The 19,293-nt window shown below is 71.3% G+C and carries 11 protein-coding genes; 4 read left to right on the forward strand and 7 right to left on the reverse strand.

What is annotated here, in order from left to right; translation table 11 throughout:
* The first annotated feature begins 32 nt into the window (after positions 1–32).
* On the forward strand, positions 33–1,949 hold the full coding sequence (htpG, locus tag FK268_RS12190) for a molecular chaperone HtpG (protein ID WP_146434301.1): 1,917 nt from the start codon (positions 33–35) through the stop codon (positions 1,947–1,949).
* Positions 1,950–1,978: 29 nt separating this feature from the next.
* Positions 1,979–2,494, forward strand: a complete 516-nt coding sequence (locus FK268_RS12195) for a mycothiol transferase (RefSeq protein WP_146434303.1) — start codon at positions 1,979–1,981, stop codon at positions 2,492–2,494.
* A gap of 212 nt (positions 2,495–2,706) precedes the next feature.
* Here FK268_RS12195 and FK268_RS12200 read toward each other — a convergent pair whose 3' ends face one another.
* Positions 2,707–3,633 carry an LLM class F420-dependent oxidoreductase gene (locus FK268_RS12200; RefSeq protein WP_146434305.1) on the reverse strand — a complete coding sequence of 309 codons (927 nt, stop codon included), beginning with the start codon at positions 3,631–3,633 and terminating at the stop codon, positions 2,707–2,709.
* Positions 3,634–3,650: 17 nt separating this feature from the next.
* Positions 3,651–4,934, reverse strand: coding sequence for a hypothetical protein (locus FK268_RS12205; RefSeq protein WP_146434307.1), 1,284 nt, complete (start codon positions 4,932–4,934; stop codon positions 3,651–3,653).
* A gap of 124 nt (positions 4,935–5,058) precedes the next feature.
* Here FK268_RS12205 and FK268_RS12210 point away from each other — a divergent pair, with 124 nt between their 5' ends.
* The gene (locus FK268_RS12210; RefSeq protein WP_146434309.1) at positions 5,059–6,048 is read left to right on the forward strand and encodes a Fe2+-enterobactin ABC transporter substrate-binding protein; all 990 of its coding nucleotides are present in this window, start codon (positions 5,059–5,061) and stop codon (positions 6,046–6,048) included.
* Positions 6,049–6,118: 70 nt separating this feature from the next.
* Here FK268_RS12210 and FK268_RS12215 read toward each other — a convergent pair whose 3' ends face one another.
* From FK268_RS12215 to FK268_RS12225, 3 genes are read right to left on the reverse strand one after another with little or no spacing between them, the layout of a single operon-like run.
* A complete protein-coding gene (locus FK268_RS12215) occupies positions 6,119–14,674 on the reverse strand; it encodes a non-ribosomal peptide synthetase (protein WP_146434311.1) in 8,556 nt (2,851 codons plus the stop codon).
* 28 nt (positions 14,675–14,702) lie between these two features.
* The gene (locus FK268_RS12220; RefSeq protein WP_146434313.1) at positions 14,703–14,903 is read right to left on the reverse strand and encodes an MbtH family protein; all 201 of its coding nucleotides are present in this window, start codon (positions 14,901–14,903) and stop codon (positions 14,703–14,705) included.
* Positions 14,900–15,136, reverse strand: coding sequence for a phosphopantetheine-binding protein (locus FK268_RS12225; protein ID WP_146434315.1), 237 nt, complete (start codon positions 15,134–15,136; stop codon positions 14,900–14,902). Before FK268_RS12225 ends, FK268_RS12220 begins: the two co-directional genes overlap by 4 nt.
* 157 nt (positions 15,137–15,293) lie before the next feature.
* Here FK268_RS12225 and FK268_RS12230 point away from each other — a divergent pair, with 157 nt between their 5' ends.
* A complete protein-coding gene (locus FK268_RS12230; protein WP_146434317.1) occupies positions 15,294–16,190 on the forward strand; it encodes a siderophore-interacting protein in 897 nt (298 codons plus the stop codon).
* Between the two features lie 59 nt (positions 16,191–16,249).
* On the opposite strand, the gene FK268_RS12235 is transcribed toward FK268_RS12230, so the two are convergent.
* Both FK268_RS12235 and FK268_RS12240 read right to left on the reverse strand, forming a co-directional pair.
* The gene (locus FK268_RS12235; RefSeq protein ID WP_146434318.1) at positions 16,250–18,073 is read right to left on the reverse strand and encodes an HNH endonuclease signature motif containing protein; all 1,824 of its coding nucleotides are present in this window, start codon (positions 18,071–18,073) and stop codon (positions 16,250–16,252) included.
* Between the two features lie 93 nt (positions 18,074–18,166).
* Positions 18,167–19,198, reverse strand: a complete 1,032-nt coding sequence (locus FK268_RS12240) for an iron-siderophore ABC transporter substrate-binding protein (RefSeq protein ID WP_146434320.1) — start codon at positions 19,196–19,198, stop codon at positions 18,167–18,169.
* Positions 19,199–19,293: the final 95 nt, after the last annotated feature.

Raw genomic sequence — 19,293 nt, forward strand, 5'->3', positions numbered from 1 at the left:
GGACATCCGTCCGTGTTCAGAAAGGCGACGACGTGACCGCAGAGACCCTTCAGTTCCAGGCCGAGACCGATCAGCTGCTGTCGCTGATGATCCACTCGGTGTACTCGGAGAAGGACGTCTTCCTCCGTGAGCTGATCTCCAACGCCTCGGACGCGCTGGACAAGCTGCGCCTGGAGGCCTACCAGGACAAGAACCTGGACGCGGACGCTTCCGACCTGCACATCGAGCTGCGCCCCGACGCCGATGCCCGCACGCTCACCATCGCGGACAACGGCATCGGCATGAGCCGCGCGGACGTCGTCGACCTCATCGGCACGCTCGCGAAGTCCGGCACCGGCGAGCTCAAGCGGAAGCTGGAGGCCGCCAAGCAGGCCAAGGAACAGGGTGCCTCAGCGGAGCTCATCGGCCAGTTCGGCATCGGCTTCTATTCCGCGTTCATGGTCGCCGACCGCGTCGTGCTCGTCACCCGCAAGGCGGGCGAGGACACCGCCACGCGGTGGGAGTCCGAGGGCCACGGCACCTACACCGTCACCGACCTCACGGGTGACGACGTGCCCGCGCAGCACGGCACCACGATCACTCTTCACCTGCGCGCCGCGGACGGCGACGACAGCCTCCACGACTACGCCTCCGAGCACGTGCTCCGCACGGTCGTCCGGCGCTACAGCGACTTCATCGCCTTCCCGATCCGCCTGGTCCTCCCCGCCGCGGCGGACGGCGAGGCCGCCGAGTCCGACGATGCCGCACCGTCCGGCCCGGAGACCCTCAACTCCATGCAGGCCCTGTGGGCCCGCCCCAAGGAGGAGGTCTCCGACGAGGAGTACGCCGACTTCTACCGGCACATCAGCCACGCCTTCGACGAGCCGCTCGAGACGATCGCGGTCCGCGCGGAGGGCACCTTCGAGTACCAGGCGCTGCTCTTCATCCCGACGATGCCGCCCTTCGACATGTTCTACCGCAACACCAAGCCGGGTCCCGCGCTCTACGTCAAGCGGGTGTTCATCATGGATCACTGCGAGGCGCTGCTGCCCCCGTACCTGCGGTTCATCACCGGTGTCGTGGACGCACAGGACCTCTCTCTCAACGTCTCCCGCGAGATCCTGCAGAACGACCGGCACCTCGTGATGATCCGCAAGCGCCTGGTCAAGCGGGTGCTGCAGACCGTCACCGCGATGCGGGAGAACGAGCGGGAGAAGTACGACACCTTCTGGACCTCCTTCGGTGCCGTTCTCAAGGAGGGGCTGCTCGACGATCACGAGAATCGCGAAACCCTGCTCAAGGCATCGTCGTTCGCGTCGACCTTCAGCAAGGAGGGCACCACCGGCCTCGCGGAGTACGTCTCGCGCATGCCCGAGGGGCAGGACGTCATCTACTACGCCGCCGGTGAATCCCGCCGACAGCTGGAGTCCTCGCCGCACCTGGAGGCCTTCGCCGCCAAGGGCTTCGAGGTGCTGCTCCTCACCGACCAGGTCGACGAGCTGTGGACCACCGGCGCGGAGTTCGACGGTAAGCGGTTCGTCTCCGTCGCGAAGGGCGAGGCCGACCTCGGCGACGAGACGCCGGAGGCGGAGGGCTTCGAGCCGCTCACCGAATGGCTGGCGAAGACGCTGGAGGACAAGGTCTCCGGTGTGCGTCTTACCTCGCGGCTGACCACCTCGCCCGCGTGCCTCGTGGGCGGCGAGTTCGACCTGACGCCGCAGCTCGAGCAGATGTACCGCGCCAGCGGCCAGGAGGTGCCGCGGACCCGACGCACGCTAGAGCTGAACCCGGAGAACGATCTCGTCCGTGCACTCAAGGACAAGGTCGCAGCGGGGGAGCCGGGAGACGAGCTGAAGGACGCCGCTGAGATCCTCTACGGCACCGCCATGCTGGCGGAGGGCGGCGCCGTGGCGGATCCCGCCGAGTTCGCCACCGTCCTCGCACGCCAGCTCGCTCGCAACCTCAGCTGATCGACGGTGCTCGGCGTACCGTCGGACGTATGGACGGAACCGCTGCACGCGACCTGCTCACCGACTCGTTCGCCCGCATCCGCGAGCACGCGGAGGAGGTGACGGACGGTCTCGACCCGGACATCGCGAACCGGCGGATCGTGCCGGACGCCAACACGATCACCTGGCTGGTGTGGCACAGCGCTCGCGTCATCGACGCGCAACTCGCGCCGATCGCCGGCGTCGAGGAGGTCTGGACGGCGAACGGCTGGTACGACCGCTTCGGCCTCGACCTGCCGCCGGAGTCCACGGGGTACGGTCACACCCGCGCCGACGCCGCGAAGGTGCACGGCAGCGATGCGCTGCTCATAGGCTACTTCCGCGACGTCGACTCCATGGCGAGCCGCTACCTCGCGGAGGTCACACCGGATGAGCTGGCCCGCGTCATCGATGAGGCCTGGGACCCGCCGGTCACCGTCGCGGTGCGCCTGGTGAGCATCGTCGACGACTGCGCGCAGCACCTGGGCGCCGCCGCCTACCTCAAGGGCGCTCTGCTTCCGGACTGACGCCGACGACCGGCACCGCGTGCAGAGCCAGCTCCACGTAGACGCGCCGCTCGTCGATCTGGTGCCCGAGAACCGATTCCGCCCGCCGCGGGGTATCGCTGCACGGACCGCGAACGTCTGACCTGCGTACAGAAGCCGGCCGTCGGCTCGGTCGCGATGGAGATACTTCCGCGCGACCGAGCTGAGGGCCGGTTTCTGTGGTGTCTCGGCGGCTACAGGTCGGCGACCTGCGGCAGCACCTCGGCGCCGATCCACTCCACGTGGTCGAGGTCGCTCTGGTCGAGCACCTGCAGGTACACCCGCGAGGCGCCGGCCTCGGCGAAGGTGCCCAACTTGTCGACGATCTCCGCCGCAGACCCGGTGAGCCCGTTCTCCCGCAGCTCGGGCAGCTCGCGGCCGATCGTGGCGGCCCGTCGTGCGACGGTCGCCTCGTCGGACCCACCGCAGACGATCTGCGCGGCGGACTTGATGATCGACTGCGGGTCGCGGCCGACGGCGGTGGCGGCGGCGTCGACGCGGGCCCACACGGCCGCAGCCTCCTCGACCGGCACGAAGGGGGTGTTGTACTCGTCGGCGAACCGCGCGGCCAGCGCGGCGCTGCGCTTCTTGCCGGCGCCTCCCAGCACGATCGGCACGTGCGCCTGCGCGGGCTTGGGCAGCGCGGGGGAGTCGACCACCGAGAAGTGCTCACCGCGGAAGGTGTAGGGGCCCTGCGCCTCCCACAGTCCGGTGACGATCTCCAGTGTCTCCTCGAAGCGCGCGAAGCGCTCCTTCACGTCCGGGAAGGGGATCGCGTACGCGGCGTGCTCCTCCTCGAACCAGCCGGCGCCGAGCCCGAGTTCCACGCGCCCGCCCGACATCTCGTCGACCTGCGCGACGGAGATCGCCAGCGGTCCGGGGAACCGGAAGGTGGCGGACGTGACCAGCGTGCCGAGCCGGATGGTGGAGGTCTCACGACCGATCGCGCCGAGCGTGATCCACGAGTCGGTGGGGCCGGGCGCCCCGTCGACGTTCATCGCGACGTAGTGGTCGGATCGGAAGAAGGCGCCGAATCCGGCGGCCTCCGCGGTCCGCGCGACGGCGAGCTGGTCGGCGTAGGTGGCTCCCTGCTGGGGTTCGACGAAGATGCGTAGCTCCATGGAAGACCACTGTGCCACTACAGCCGCGGACGTGTGCGATCGAAGGGTGCCTGCACGAAACGGATGTCGGCGCGGCGGTCCAGCTCGCGCCGCTCGTACCGCGCGTCCAGCCGCCGTCCATCGACGGTGCCGACCACTTGCAGGCCGGCGGGCACCGTCGTGACCTGCAGCTCGACGGGCTCGGCCCCGGCCCCGGCGCGCACCGTGAACCGGTCGCCGTCCGCGCGCAGGCCCCAGGCGGTGACGGCACCGTCGGGTGTCTGCGTGACGAGACTGTCCTGTGCGGAGCCCTTCGCCGGACGGTCCGCGGTGCCGCGGAGCGTGATCGCGATCGACGTCCAGACGGGCCCGTCCTCGCCCGTGGCGCGGGCGGGCGCGCCGTCGACGGTGAGCGAGACGGCCCGCCAGACCCCGTCCCGCGGATCGCGCGGGGTGTTCATCGCGTCGACCCGCTCCAGGTTGCCGGCGACGGTCGCGGCGATGAGGATCGCTGCCAGGACGCCGGCCACGACGGTGCCCGTACGCCGCGCGGGCGATGCGACTGCGGGGAGAACGGCGCGGAGCAGGTCCCGACGATGCGGGAACACGAGGACCACGGCGATCAGCAGTAGTTCGGCGGCGAGCAACTTCACCGGCACGTCGTAGAAGACGTTGAGCAGCACGATCTGCGTCAGGGCGACGATCGAGAGCAGCGCCCCGGCGAGGCGGGTGCGCGGCACGATCAGCAGCAGTCCTGCGGCGAGTTCGATCGCCCCCGTGATCACCGTGTAGGGCGTGGACGCCGCCATGTAACCCCAGAGCAGGGAGAAGGGCTCGGTATCGCCCACGGCCTGCAGCTGATAGGCGGGCAGGTTCATGTGGCCCATTTGGGCGGGGATCACCTTGGCCAGACCGTAGAGCAGCATCGCGACCGCCAGCACCACGGTCGCGATCGCGCGCAGGACCCGGGTGGCGCGGTCGACGCCCACCGCGCCCCGGTCGCCGGAACGCACCGCGACGGCGCCCCACAGCAGGCCCGCGCACGCGCCGATCGCGAGTGCGCCGGCGTGGAACTGCCACGCCCACTGCAGGTCGCTGCCGGTTGCGACGTCGACGGGCGCGGGAGCAGTACCGGTGATCCGGGCCCCGACGGCGCCGACCGCCCGCCACAGCGGCGTGAACCACGATGCCGCGGACAGCGCGGCGACGACCTGTGAGAGCAGTACGGCGGCGGTGAACAGGATCAGGACGAGGCCCGCGACGGCGAGCCCGACGGTGCGCGCGACCGTGCGGAGGGGAGAGAGGGAAGCAGCGCGAGTCACGGCCCCACCGTACCGAAATACTATAGTTATGCTAACCTCAGTTCGAATCGGGCCTGGGTATCGGCCTGACGCGGCCGTATGCTTTGATAAGCCTGTCCTAATTACACGGAGAAAGGGCTACTCCATGGCCAAGCATGTGCGATACCTCGTCGCCATCCTCTGTGCCGTCGGTCTGGTCGCCGGCTGCGGCGGAGGCGGCTCGTCCGACTCCCCCGCCGACGCGAACGCGACGCGCACCGTGAGCACCGTCAAGGGTGACGTGACGATCCCCGCGAAGCCGAAGCGGGTCGTGCTGCTGAACTACAACCTCGCGGGCTACCTGTACGACCTGGGCCTGCCCGTGGTCTCGATGGTCACCGAATACACCGACCGCGACCCGGCGAAGGCGCAGCCCTTCGACGCGTGGAAGGACGACTTCACCAAGGCCGGCACGAAGTTCATGCACTGGCCCGCCGGTGGCTACAACATCGAGGCGATCGCCGCCGAGAAGCCGGACCTCATCGTCGGTGGCGGCCTGGGCTTCCCGTTCAAGCAGACCAACGACGCCTACGACCGGCTCAAGGCCATCGCCCCGACGATCGTGGTCGACAACAAGCTGGAGAGCTGGAACCAGCAGTTCGAGTTCCTGGCCAAGGCCTTCGACCAGCCGCGGGTGTACCAGGACGCCGTGAAGAGGTACGACGACCGCGTCTCACAGGTGAAGGCGGCCATCGCACCGCCTCCCGGCCCCGTGTCGTACCTGTCGATGACCGCGCAGGGCAAGGCCTACGGCCTCATCGAGAACCGCGGCGTGCCCGCCGAGTTCGCCAAGCTCGGCATCGAGCCGGCGCCGATCTTCGCGAGCGGCAAGTTCAAGCCGTACACCGCCGGCGGCGATTCCTACGAGATCACTCAGGAGGCGCTGCCGAGCACGGTGACGCAGCCCTCGGTCTTCATCGTCGGCTTCAGCGGCCAGACCTTCGATGCGAACTCGCTGCGCTCGCAGCCGGTCTACGCCTCGCTCCCGGCCTTCGCCGCGAACCGTGCCTACGACCTTCCCTACTGGGTGCAGCGCCCCGACTTCGACAAGGCCATGGCCACGCTCGACGTCGTCGAGAAGATGTTCAAGAAGTAACCCGCTCCACCACGCGAACAGCCGCGGCCCGGGTGAACCGGCCGCGGCTGTCGCGTCGTCTCAGGCGGAATCAGTCGGGGAGCGCCTGCACCATCGCCTCCTGCGTCACCGTCGCTACCAGCTCCCCGTGCGCGTAGAAGTGGCCGGTCGACAGCCCGCGCCCACCGCGCGCGACGGGGGAATCGACCACCAGCAGGTGGAAGTCGTCGAACCGGGTGTGCCTGTGGAACCACAGCGACTGGTTCAGCGTTGCCGCGCCGACCCGGTCGTAGCCCCAGGCGAGACCGTGCCGGGCGATGATCGGGTCCTGCACGGTGAGGTCGGACGCCCAGGCCAGCGCGGCGTCGTGCAGTACCTGCTCGGCGGGGAGCGTCCCGTCGGTGCGCATCCACACCAGGTTCCGGCTCGTCGCGCCCTCCGCTCCGCGCTTCTCCCACACCGGCTCCGAGGCGAAGCGCATCTCGATCGGGTGTGAAGCGGCCACGAGGGTGCGCAGGCGCGACTCGTGTCCGGCGAACCGCTCCGCCATCGTGGGTAGCATCAACGGATCACCCGCCTCCGGTGCCGTGTCGTTGTGCTCGAGCGCATTCGGCGCGTCGGCCTGATAGGCGAGCGTCATGACCGCCAGGATCCGCCCGTCCTGTTCGACGGTGACCTGACGGTTCGCCGCGGTCCGGCTGTCCCGCAGGCGCGTCACCCGGTAGGTGAGGTCCTGCGTCACGGCACCGAGCTCGACGAAGTGCGTGTGCGCCGCGTGCAGCGGCAACGCTCCGCCGTCCCCGGGGAGCGTCGCGGCGGAGGCCACGATCGCCTGCGCCAGGATCTGCCCGCCGAAGGTGTGCACGCCGACCTTCACCGGATGTCTGCCCGTGAAGACATCGGGGGCGTCGGCGCCGTCGAGTCGCAGCACCTCGAGGAACTGCTCGAAGTCGCTGCCCGAGGGCCCTTCCGGGGCCGAAGACGCGACGGCGCGAGCGGCGATCCCGGCGATCGAACGCCCCTCCAGGACGTCGCGGGCATTGAGCTCGAAGCCCCGCCGCCGAGCCCGGGAGACCACCTGCAGGGAGACCAGCGAGTCGCCGCCCAGCTCCGTGAAGTCGTCGGACAGCCGCACCTCGTCCGTGCCGAGCAGCTCGCGGAAGACGGCGAGCAGCGCCTCCTCCGCCGGCGTCTCGGGCACGCGATCGGGACCGGCATCGGCGCGGGTCGCCGGCGCGGGCAGCGCGTCCCGATCCAGCTTCCCGGTGGGGCCCAGCGGAAGCCGGTCGAGCACGTCGTAAGCTGCGGGCACCATGTGGGCGGGCAGTTCCGCGCCGAGGGCGGTGCGGATCGCCTCCGGATCGGGATCGGCGCCGTCGTTGCGCACCAGGTAGCCGACGAGCCGGTCGTCGCGCACCAGGACGGACGCGGCGCGGACGCCGGGCTGCCGCGCCAGCGCGGTCTCGATCTCGCCCAGCTCGATCCGCAGGCCGCGGATCTTCACCTGATGATCGGCCCTGCCGTGGAAGGAGAGGTTCCCGTCCTCGCGCCACGCGACCAGGTCGCCCGTGCGGTACATCCGGGAACCCGGCGCGCCGAAGGGATTCGCCACGAACGTCGCGGCGGTGAGGTCCGGGCGGTGCAGGTAGCCCTGCGCGAGCGAGTCACCCGCCAGGTAGAGCTCGCCGAGCACGCCCGTCCCCACGGGGTTGAGCCCCTCGTCGAGCACGTAGCAGGGTTGGTCCGGATCGGGTCGGCCGATCGGGAGCGGCCCGGGATCGTCGGGAACGTACCGCCAGGTGACGGCGTTGATGGTCGCCTCGGTCGGGCCGTAGCAGTTGAACAGGGCGCGGCGGCCCCGGCCCCAGTGGTCGGCGAGCTCCGGATCGAGCCGCTCGGCGCCCACCATGAAGATCACCGACGGATCGACCCGCGCGTGGTCGGGCATCGCCGCGAGGAACGACGGCAGCAGGTTGATCACCGAGACGCGCTGCTCCGCGATGTACTCCAGCAGCTCGTCGCCGGGGACGCGCACCGCGTCGGGGGCGATCACCGACGTGGCCCCGGCCATCAGCGGCCCCAGCACCTGCAGCACCGAGATGTCGAAGCTGGGTGAGCCGGTCTGCAGCACGCGCTCGTCCGCGCGGAAGCCCAACGCCTCCATGACGAACGCCATGAGGACGGGCAGGCCGCGGTGGCTCACCGCGACGCCCTTGGGCCGCCCGGTGGTCCCGGAAGTGTAGATGACGTACGCCAGGGAGTCCGACGTGAGGCCTTCCCGGGCGTGCGCCGGGTCGGTCGCCTCGCCGGTCGTGTCCCACGGGTCCACGGCGCGCACCTGCACCCCGTCGGGCACGGAGGCGGTGGTAGCCTCCGGAACCCCGCCACAGGTCAGTACGGCCGACGGTGCCGCGTCCTCCAGGAGGAACCGCAGGCGCGCCGCGGGGTACGACGGGTCGAGCGGGAGGTAGACGGCCCCGGCCTTGAGCACGCCGAAGACCGCGACGTACCAGGGCAGTCCGCGCTCGGCGAAGACCGCGACGACGTCCTGCTGCCGTACGCCGTCGGCGAGCAGCAGGTGCGCCAGCCGGTTCGCGGCGTCGTCCAGTTCGCGGTACGTCAGCTGCCGGTCCTCGCACACCACTGCCGGATGATCAGGGGTCGCGGCGACGTGCCCGCCGAACACCTCGAGCAGCGGACCGTACTCGCCCCGCGGCGGCACCTCGCCCAGGGCCAGCATCGCGGCCCGTTCGTCGGCGGGCAGGGTGCCGATCGCCCCCACCGGGGTGTCGGGGGCGGCGACGACGGCGCGCAGGACCTCGGTGAGCCAGCGCCCGTAGGCCCGCACGGTGTCCGCGGAGAGCAGGTCGGTGCGGTAGCCGAGGCCCAGCGTGAGGCGCTCGCCGGGCAGGACCACGATCGTGAGCGGGTAGTGAGTGGCGTCGGTGATGTCGACGCCCGTGAGGTCGAGGCCCGGCTCGATCGGCTGCACGTGCCGGTCGGAGAGCGGGAAGTTCTCCGTGACCACCATGGTGTCGAAGAGCTCGCCGAGGCCCGCGGCGCGGGTGATCTCGACCAGGCCCAGGTGATGATGATCGGAGAGGGCCAGCGCGCGGCGGTGGACGTCGGCGAGCATCTCGCCGACGGGCCGCTCGGGCGTCGCCTGCACCCGGACCGCGATGGTTTCGCCGAGCTGCCCGACCATGGTGCCCACGTCGGGCACCTCCACCGGACGGCCGGAGACCGGGCACCCGAAGACGACGTCGCGACGGCCGGTCAGGCGGCCCAGCAGCAGGCCCCACGCGGTGTGCAGGACGCTCGTGAGCGTCACGCCGCGGCTGCGCGCGAGCTCGGTGAGGCCGCCGGTCAGGTCCTCGTCGAGCTCGACCAGGATGCGTTCGGGTGCGGCATCGGCGGCGCCGGAACCGGAGGGGGCCAGGAGCGTCGGGGCCTCGAGGCCGGCCAGCTCCTCCGCCCAGGCGGCGCGGGCCGCGGGGACGTCCCGCTCCGCGCGCCAGCGGTAGTAGCCGTCGAGCGGCGCGGAGGCGGGCGCCGCGGGGCCGCCGCCCAGCTCGGCGTAGATCGCGAGCAGGGTGCGGCCGGCGATCGGCATGGACCAGCCGTCGAGCAGCGAATGGTGGTTGGTCAGGGCCAGACGGTGACTGCGGGGGCCCGTGCGGCACAGCAGGAACCGGATCAGCGGCGCCGTCGACGGGTCGAAGCGGCGCGCCTGCTCGGCCGCGGCGATCGCGGCGAACTCCGCTGCCGGGTCGGGCCGGTCGGCGAGGTCGGCGAAGGTGAAGTCGGGGGCCACGGTCTCCGGAACCACCTGCACCACATCGGAGGAGGTGGTGTAGCCGAGGCGGGTCCGCAGCGAGGGCACGCGGCGCAGCAGCTCCGCGGCGGCCGCCGCCATCCGGTCGGGGTCGACGGGGCCGTCGAGGTAGGTCGCGGCCTGCACCACATAGACGTCGGGCTCACCATCGGCGAGCACCTGCGAGTGGTACGCGAGGCCCACCTGGAGGGCGGTGGCGGGCAGCACGTCGGCGATCGGGCCGTCCTGCTCCAGCAGGTCGATGTCCGCCTGGTCCAGCGTCACCAGGGGCAGGTCCGACGGGGTCAGGCCGCCACCGTCGGGCCCGATCCGCTCCGCGTGTGCCGCGAGCGCGCCCACGGCCTCCGACCAGCACTCCTGCAGCTCAGTGACCGCGGCGGCGTCGAGGACCCCGCCCGCGGCCGTCCATTCGACGGTGAGCCCGTCGTCGACGTCGAAGCAGTTGACCGCGAGTACCTGTTCAAGGGCCTTGCCCGCGGGATCGACGACGGAGAAGGGGGTCTCGCCCGGCAGTCGCCAGCCGCGGTCGGGCGCGGTGAAGCGACCGAGGTAGTTGAAGACCACGTCGGGCGCGTCCCCGAGGGGCTCGCCTCCGGGGTCGAGGTGCCGGAGTACGCCGTAGCCGATGCCCTCGCCGGGTACGCCGCGGCGGGCCTCCTTGACGGCGCGGACGAGCCGGCCGGCGGCGGCGCCGCCGGCGAGAGCCTCGTCGAGCTCCGCATCGGTCGCGGGGAGCGGTAGGCGGACGGGATGTTCCACGGTGAACCAGCCGACGGTGCGCGCGAGATCGGCGGAGCGGAGCACCTGCTCGCGCCCGTGGCCCTCGACGGTGACCGTCGCGGCCGACCGTCCCGCGGTTCCCGCACGCCGGCGGCGCAGGCGCAGTGCGAGCGCGAGCGCCGCGAGGAGCGTCTCCTCCGCGTTGGCGCGGTAGGCGCTCGCCAGGGTCGCGGTGACCGCCGCGGCGACGGGGGCAGCAGTGCGGGTGTACGTGGTCACGGCGGTGCCGACCCGATCGACGGCGGGATCCAGCAGGCGGACGCCGAGCCGTTCGGCATCGGCGAGCGCGGACCGCCAATGGTCGAGTTCGCCTCGGTACGTGCCGCTCTCGCCCTGCTCCGCCAGCGCGAGTGCGTGGGCGCGCCAGGGCGTGGCCTCGGCGCGGACGGCGGGGGTGCGGCCCTCCGCCGCATCGCGGTGCGCCTGCGGCAGGTCGTCGAGCAGGACCCGCCAGGAGACCCCGTCGACGGCGAGGTGGTGGATCACCAGGACCAGCCGGTCCGGTCCGTCGTCGGGGCGCACGATGCGGGCGCGCAGCACCACGCCGGTGGCCGGGTCGAGTTCGGCGGCCAGCTCGGCGGCCGTGGCCTCGACGGTGCCGGCGCCCTCGCCGACCTCGACCGGCGGGGCGGTGTCGCCGATGGTGAGCGTCCGCGAGCCCGAGAGGCGCAGTCGCAGCGCGGGATGCGCCTCGACGACGAGCTGCAGCGCCGTTCGCACCGATGAGGGCGTCGCGCCGACGGGCAGCTCCGGGGCGATCCACTGTGCGTAGCCGGCGAGGTCTCGTGGGTCCGGGTTGAGTTCCAGGAGAGCGGCGACGATCGGTGGCGCGAGGAACTCGCCGTCGGCCGGGACGACGGGGTCCTCCTCCTGCTCCGCCGTCTCCGTGGCATTGGCCGCCAGTGTCGCGAAACTGCTGCCGGAGAGGAAGTCCCGGGGCCGGATCTCCAGCCCCTGAGTCCGCAACTCGCTGCAGACGGTGATCGCACTGATGCTGTCTCCGCCCAGGCTGAAGAAGTCGTCGTCGACGCTCACCTCGGTGACGTCGAAGGCGGCCGCGACGACCGCGCAGAGGATGCGTTCGCGGTCGGTGCGCGGCGCGCGCCCACCGGACGCGGCGGCCGGCGCCGGGAGGGCGGCGCGGTCGAGCTTGCCGTTGATCGTCACCGGCAGCTCGTCGAGCACCATCACCGCCGACGGCACCATGTGATCGGGCGCGGCGGCGGTCAGGGCTTCCCGCACGCCGTCGCCGATCACGGCACCGGTCACGTAGCCCACCAGGCGATCCCGGCCGGCATCGGTGCGGACCACGGCAGCGGCGCTCGTCACGCCCGCGACGGCCGCCAGCGCGGTCTCGACCTCCGCCAGCTCGATCCGGTAGCCGCGGATCTTGACCTGGCCGTCGCCGCGGCCGAGGTACTCGTAGCCGGCGTCGCCGTGCCACCGCACGCGATCGCCGGTGCGGTACATGCGCGAACCGGGCTCGCCGAAGGGATCCGCGACGAAGCGCTCGGCGGTCGCGGTGGGCAGATTGAGGTAGCCCCGCGCCAGGTGCGGTCCGGCGAGGTACAGCTCGCCGATCTCGCCGTCCCGGACCGGTTGCAGCGCACCGTCGAGCGCGTAGGCCGCGGTGCCGGGAACGGCCCGGCCGATGACGGGCGTCTCGCCGGTCACGACCGCGGCGGTGGCGTCCACCGCGGCCTCGGTGGGGCCGTAGACGTTCACCGCGGGCACACCGGTGTCCGCGATCCGTCGCCACAGCGCGGGGCCGGTGGCCTCGCCGCCCAGGATGAGCAGCGCCGGGCGGTGGTCGCCGTCGAGCAGTCCGGCGTCGATGAGCGGGGCCGCCATCGACGGGGTCGTGTCGACCACGTCGATCCGGTCCGCGCGGTACGCGGCCAGGAGCGCGTCGGCGTCCCGGGCCGTGTCGGTGTCGTAGAGGTGCAGCGTATGCCCGCTCAACAGCCACAACAGCTGGTCGAGCGAGGCGTCGAAGGAGAAGGAATAGGTGTGTGCGCAGTGCAGGCGCCGATCCGGCTCGCCCGCAGTCGCGAGATCCGCGAGCGTCGCGCGATGGTGCCGCAGCAGGCTGGTGAGCCCGCCGACGCGGGCCGCGACGCCCTTCGGGCGACCGGTGGAGCCGGAGGTGTGAATGACGTACGCGAGGTGGTCCGGATGCCGCGGTGCGGCGAGCTCGGACTCGGCGAGCGGATCGCCCGACAGGGCGTCGAGGCGCGCGCGGACTCCCGCGTCGTCGAGCTGCAGCGACGGAGCGCCCTCGGGTGCAGCGGAACCGGACCGAGTGAGGAGCAGAGCGGGCCGTGAATCGTCGACGAGTTCCGCGTGCCGCGCGGCGGGGTGTGCGGGGTCCAGGTACTGGTACGCGGCACCCGCGTCGAGCACCGCCAGCAGAGCTACGACCAGGTCGACGCTCCGCGGTAGTGCGAGTGCCACCACGTCGTCGGCGCCGATGCCCTCCGCGCGCAGCAGCCGCGCGGTGCGGTGCACGCGGTCCGCGAGCTCGCCGAAGGTGAGCCGCTCGGCGCCGTGGACCAGCGCGAGCGCCGCGGGATCGCGCCGGGCCTGCGCGTCGAGCGCGGCCGGGACGTCCTGCGGGGGATGCTGGGCTTCCGGGGTACGAGCCCGGTCGATGAGGGCGTCCCGCAGGTCGGTGGGGAGGAGCTCGACCTCGCCGAGCGCGGGTGCCGCAATCGAGGTCAGCGCGGTGATGAGCGCGGTCACGGTGTCCAGGCGGCCCTGCACCTGCTCGGCCGACGCGGACCGCGCGTCCACCTCGAAGCCCACGAGGAGTCCACCCGAGGTTGTGGGGATCACGCTGAGGCCGTAGTCCTCCGGCGGTCCGCCCGCCACATTGCGCATGGTGCCCGCGGACCCCGCGAAGTCGAGGGTCAGATCGAAGGCCTTGAGGTTGATGCCACGACCGTGCAGCAGCGCACCCACGTTCGGGGCACCCAGATCGCGGGGCAGGTCCTCCCCACGGTAGCGCTGATGCTTCCGCATGCGGCGCATCGTCTCCGCCACCCGGGTGCTCAGGTCCGCGAGGCGGTCCACTGCGCGCACGGTGATGCGCAAGGGAAGTACGTTCACCGCCATGGCGGGGGTGCGCAGGGCGACACCGCCGCTGCGGCACATGAGCGGCATCGCGAAGACCACGTCGGACTCCCCGAGCGTGCGATGGAGGAAGGCGGCGTAGCAGCCGATCAGGACCTCGCCCCACGTGGTCCCGGACTCGTCCGCCACGCGGCGCAGGGCGTCGAAGACCTCGACGGGCAGCTCCGTGCGGGCCACGTGTACCGCGCCCGCGGGCCCGTCGAACGCCGGGCGCTCCGGCAGTTCCGGCAGGGGCGTCAGCTCGTCGCGCCAGTAGGCGCGGTCGATCTCGTGCCGCTCGCTCTCCCGGTACTCGCGATCGGCCGCGACGAAATCGGCGAAGGAGCCGAACGGGGATTTCGGCGGCTCGGTGCCGGCGAGCAGGGCCGTGTACTGGGCCGCGACGCGGCGCGAGAGCATCGCGGCGGAGTAGCCGTCGAAGACCAGATGGTGGCCCAGCTGCGTGTACCAGACCTCCGTGTCCGAGAGACGCAGGATGCGGAAGGCGAAGAGGTCCCGGTCGGTCATCGCGGCGCAGTGCGCCGCCAGGCGGGCGCGTTCGACGGTGATGGCCTCCTCCGCCGCCGCGCGCGGATCGGCCTCGCCCTGCAGGTCGACGACGTCCGGCTCGAGGTCCGCATCGTCGTCGATCCATTGTCGCGGCCCGTCCGGGGTCAGGGCCACCCGCAATCGCAGGCTGCCGGCCTCGGTGACGGTGCGCGCGATCGCTGTGCGGAGGGCCGCGACGTCGACGGGTGCGTCGCCGGCGATCTCCAGCACGTCGCCCACCACGTAGTAGGGCGAATCCGGTTCCAGCCGTTGGGCGTTCCAGATCCCGAGCTGGGCCGCGGTGAGCGGCAGCAGGTCCGGGGCGTCGGTGCCGGCCGGAGCAGGCGAAGGGGCGGCCTCTGCGAGGGTCACGTCGGGGGGCTCCTGGGCAGTGGTTCGGCTAGCGGGGGAGGTCGGCGCGCCGCGGACGGAGGTCAGTCCACGCGGCCTCGATGTGGTTGCGGCAGTCCTCGCGGGAGGCGGGACCGAATTCGACGGTCCATCCGGCGGGTACGTCGGCGAAGCGAGGCCACAGCGAGCGCTGTTCGAGGGCGTTGCGGAGCACGAGGAAGCCGCCGTCCGGGTCGTCGAACGGATTCATCCGCCCACCACGAGCTGCTGCCAGTGCGCCAGTTCGGGCTGTTCCGCGAGGTCCGGGAACTCCAGATCGGCGGCGCCCGCGTCGCGCCAGCGCTGGATGAGCGTCATGACCCGCACCGAGTCCAGGCCCAGGTCGAAGAGGTTCTCGTCGTCCGCGATCGATTGCGGGGGCACCTGGAGCAGTTCGGCGACGTCGGCGCGCACGCGGTCTGCGGTCAGCGGGAAGGTGGACATCTCGAAACCGTCTCCTTGGGGTAATCTGCGATGCGGTCAGGTAGGTAAGCCTACACTTTGCTGGAAGTAGGTCCTGCGTGCCGGACCATGCCGCCGTCCCGTTCGCCGCGCAGCACGCTCCCGATCAGCGCCGTGGCCCGACTGTTGGGAGAGACCCATGAAGTGGAACGATTTCGTCCTCACCCTCGCCGAGACCTCGCGGGTCGCGGAGAATCTGCTGCGCCTCGAGTTCGAGGTGGGCGGCGGCACAGGCGGCGGCTACGTTCCCATCACGCCCGGTGACGAGTCGGTCGCCTTCTACTTCTCGCCCGACGGCGAGGCGTTGCATGCCCGTCCCTCGGACGATCCCGGCGCCCTCGGCGGGTGGGAGATCGCCGATCCCGAGCGCAGCCAGGGCCATCGCAACTACTCGGTGCGTGCCTACGATCCTGAGACCCGGCGCATGACGGTCGACGTGGCCGAGCACGACCATGGTCCCGCTATCGAGTGGTTCCGCGCCGCACGGCCCGGCTGGCGTCTGCTCGCAGCGGGGCCGCGATCCTGGTACGAGCCGGCCTCCGACGCTTCGTGCCACGTTCTCGCCGGTGACCTCGCGGCGCTGCCCGCGCTCGCCCGTGTTCTGGAGGAGACGCCGGAGGGTATCGACGTGACGGTGATCGCGGAAGTCCTGGATCGCAGCGAGATCGCCTACCTTCCCGAGCGACCGGGTACCGCGGTGATCGAGATCATCGGGACCGGCAACGGTGCAGCGCCCAGCCGCCTGCCGGAGGTGCTGCGCACCGTCGACCTGCCGATCGACGGGTACCTGTGGCTCGCGGGGGAGGCGGCGGACACCCGTGCCGCGAAGAAGCACGTGCGCGGGCTGGGCTGGTCGCGCGACCGCGCTGACGTGGTCGGCTACTGGCGGCACGACGCCGAGGCCTGGACCCAGCGCTTCGAGGCCGCGGGCGAGGAGCGTCTGCGCGCGGTCTTCGCCGAGGCGCTCGCCGCGGGCAAGTCCCGGGATGAGGCCACCGACCTCTACGAGCAGGCTCTCGAGGCGGCGGGCTTGTAGTCGGTCGTTTTCTATTGTCGTGTCGGGTGATTCGCGCGCAGCACGGCGACCGCTGGCCGCTAGAAGGGTGGGGGTTTGAGCGGCCGGGTGGCGTCGTAGGCCTCGCCTGCGGCTTCGGCCTGAGCGCGTTCGTGGTCGCGGGCTCGGGTTTCGGCGTCGGTGTTGCGTTGTTCGTGGCGTTGGTGGCGTAGGAGTCGGTTCTGGGCGCGGAGTGCGATGCGGGCTTTGGCACGGCGTTTGGCGGCGGTCGCCAGTCCGTCGGGGTTCTTCGGTGTCGGTGGCCGCGTGGGTTCCGGCGCGTCCCAGATGATCTTCTCGAGTCCGGGGAGCAACTCACGGGCGGTGCCCGGTGGCACGGTGTAGTTGCCGCCGGTGGGGTGGCGCCATTCGATGGTGCCGTCGGGCAGGATGTCGGAGATCCAGCCGGTTTCGGTCTTGATCCGGTGGTGAAATCCGCACAGCGGTACCAGGTTCCCCGCCGTGTTCTTGCCGGCGACGGTGGTCGGTCCGCCCGTGGCGGGGTCGTCGTGGTCGTACTCGGCGACGTGATCGGCTTGGCAGCGGCCGGAGGGGGTGCTGCAGCCGGGGAAGACGCAGGTGGGGTAGGTCAGGCGCATGATCAGCAGTTGGTACCAGGTGGGCCGGTACCCGCCGGCGCCCCGCACGTGCACCTCACCTGTGCCGGGGTCGCGCCTGCCGAGGACCCGCCACTGCGTCCGGCTCGCCCTGATCAACTCCCCGGCCTGCGCGACGGTGACCGGACCGGAAATCCCCGGATCGTCGGTGAGGACCACCGCGCCGGTGCTCTGAGCTTCAGCGGGCTGCAGCCGCGGGACCGGCTGGTGCGCGCCGTCCGGGGCAAGGGCAACTTCGTCCGTGCCGGTATGGGCCTCGGCGTCGGCCGAATCCGTGAAGAGGTCGGGCTCACATGGCGTGTCCGCGCCGGTTCGGCTCGCGCTCGCGGTCTCGCTATCGGTGGTGGTGACCTCGGCCAGGTCGGTTTCGTTGAGGACGATCACCGCCAACGCGGTGACCTCCTGCGACATGGCCCCAGTCCGGCGCCGAGCCTCCTGCAGGTCACAGCCCTCACGCCCGCACAGACAGCCCAGACTCTCGTAGCCCTCGGCCAGCGCGAGCAGCGCGGCGACCTGCCGCTGCCCGAGCGTCCGGCCATCTTCCCGGCATACCGATCGCGCGACGGGCGCTACTGCCGCCGACAAGCGGATCGCCTGATCCTTGCCCATCACCGCTTCCAGATCGACCAGCCCATCGGCGCGGGCATGGAACTCGAGCCGCTCCCGCGGCGCCGGGGGAGGTGTCTGCCGCGCGGCGTCCGCATCCAGGCGGACCAGCATCGCTTTCGCGGCATCCGTCACCGCCCGCGTGGTGACCGCCTCACCGGAGCGGGCTGCGAGCCACCCGGTGACCTGTTCATCGAAAACCTTCGCCACCGGCTCATCAATCACGGCGGCCGATGCGCGGAGTACCTCCCGCACCAACGGCAGCGAGACTTTCCCTGCGGCGAACAGTTCGAACAATTGCGGGCAGCGCTCCCGCAGATCCAACCCCCGATGCACCGCCGCCCCCGCAGCACCCCGCCCTGTTCCGAGCGCGGCGCCGACCTCCGCGACCAGCTCATCCCAGTCATCGACGAACCGCCGCGAGGACTGCTCCCGCACCCGCCGCGCATCATCACGCAACTCGTACAGCCTGGTCAGCGCCGCCGACCGCTCCGCCTCCAACCGATTCTGCTCGACCGTCAACACCCGCAACCGCGAGAGTGCACCCGCAGCACTCAACCCGGACACCGCACCGTCGAACACCGACGGCAACGGGGAGAACACCCGCCGCCCCAGCGTGAACGCGTCGTCCGAATGATTCATACCTTCGATTCTATCGACCGATATCGAACGAAAACAGATCTTGACAAGCTATTTCTAGAGCGACATTTTCGAGTCGGCGGCGCTGCCCCGGGATCACCCCGCGTTCTTGGCGGCGGCGGACAGCAGGGGCACGTAGCGATCCAGCAGCCACGGCACGTCGAGCACGTTGGGCGAGCTGACCGCGTACACGAGCGGCGGATCGGTCAGGGGCACATAGGCCTTGCGCTGCACGGCCTTCAGGCTCGTGAACGACGGGTTGGCCTCCGTCGCCTCGCGCTTGGCGGCGTCGAGATACCACGAGGTGAGCACGTCGGCGTTGTACTTCGGCACGTTCTCCCAGCTCACCGGCGCCGCGAACTTGCCGGGAGGCGTCGCCTCGCGCAGCGCCGCCAGCTCGGGCAGGACGGTGAAGCCGAAGCCCTGCAGGAGCCGAACCCGCGGATCGGTGTCGAAGTAGAAGTTGAGGCTCTCCGTCGTGGTGGCGCTGGCGGCCGCGACGGTCTTGCCGGCGAACTCGGGGTGCGCGGTCTTGACCTCGGCGATGCGCTTGTCGGTGTTCGCGATCAGCGTCTTCGCTGCGGCCTCGCGGCCCAGGGCCTTGCCGACCAGCGTGGTCTGGTCCTGCCACGAGGTCTGCCAGTTGCGGCCCGGCTGCGCCACGGTGGGCGCGATCTTGCTCAACTGCGCGTACTGGTCGGCGGTGAGACCGGCCTGCACCGAGAGGATCACGTCGGGTTTGAGGGCGGCGATCTGCTCGAGTGGCAGCGACTGGCTCGACTCGGGTAGCAGGACCGGCTTCGCGTCGCCGAGCTTCTCCTGGACCCACGGCATGATGCCGCCGCCGTCCTTGCCCAACTCCGACTTCATGTCGCGCATGCCCACCGGCGTCACGCCCAGCGCGATCGCCGCCTCGGTGCTGCCCCAGCCGAGGGTGACCACGCGCTCGGGCCGCGCCGTGATCTCGGTGGTGCCGAGTGCGGAGGTGATCGACACGGGGAAGCCCGCGTCGTGCTGCGAGTGCTCGGTGTTCGACGGGCCGGAGCCGCAGGCCGCAGTGCCCGTGACCAGGGCGGCGGCGGTGGCGATGGTCAGGGCGGTACGAGTGATACGGGATGACCCGAACACGGTTTCTCCTCTTCGACGGGGTGTCTGTGTCGATGGACACAGACATTCGCATGACTGGCGAACTGGCCTTGATTTCAGGTATGCCTATCCTATCT

This window comes from Tsukamurella sputi, from assembly GCF_007858445.1.
Lineage (GTDB): Bacteria > Actinomycetota > Actinomycetes > Mycobacteriales > Mycobacteriaceae > Tsukamurella > Tsukamurella sputi.

Excerpts from the sequence above, each read along its gene's own strand:
- FK268_RS12230 (WP_146434317.1), top strand. The coding sequence starts at position 15,294 with ATGAAGTGGAACGATTTCGTCCTCACCCTCGCCGAGACCTCGCGGGTC.
- FK268_RS12235 (WP_146434318.1), bottom strand. The coding sequence starts at position 18,073 with ATGAATCATTCGGACGACGCGTTCACGCTGGGGCGGCGGGTGTTCTCC.
- FK268_RS12210 (WP_146434309.1), top strand. The coding sequence starts at position 5,059 with ATGGCCAAGCATGTGCGATACCTCGTCGCCATCCTCTGTGCCGTCGGT.
- FK268_RS12195 (WP_146434303.1), top strand. The coding sequence starts at position 1,979 with ATGGACGGAACCGCTGCACGCGACCTGCTCACCGACTCGTTCGCCCGC.
- FK268_RS12220 (WP_146434313.1), bottom strand. The coding sequence starts at position 14,903 with ATGAATCCGTTCGACGACCCGGACGGCGGCTTCCTCGTGCTCCGCAAC.
- FK268_RS12200 (WP_146434305.1), bottom strand. The coding sequence starts at position 3,633 with ATGGAGCTACGCATCTTCGTCGAACCCCAGCAGGGAGCCACCTACGCC.
- FK268_RS12225 (WP_146434315.1), bottom strand. The coding sequence starts at position 15,136 with ATGTCCACCTTCCCGCTGACCGCAGACCGCGTGCGCGCCGACGTCGCC.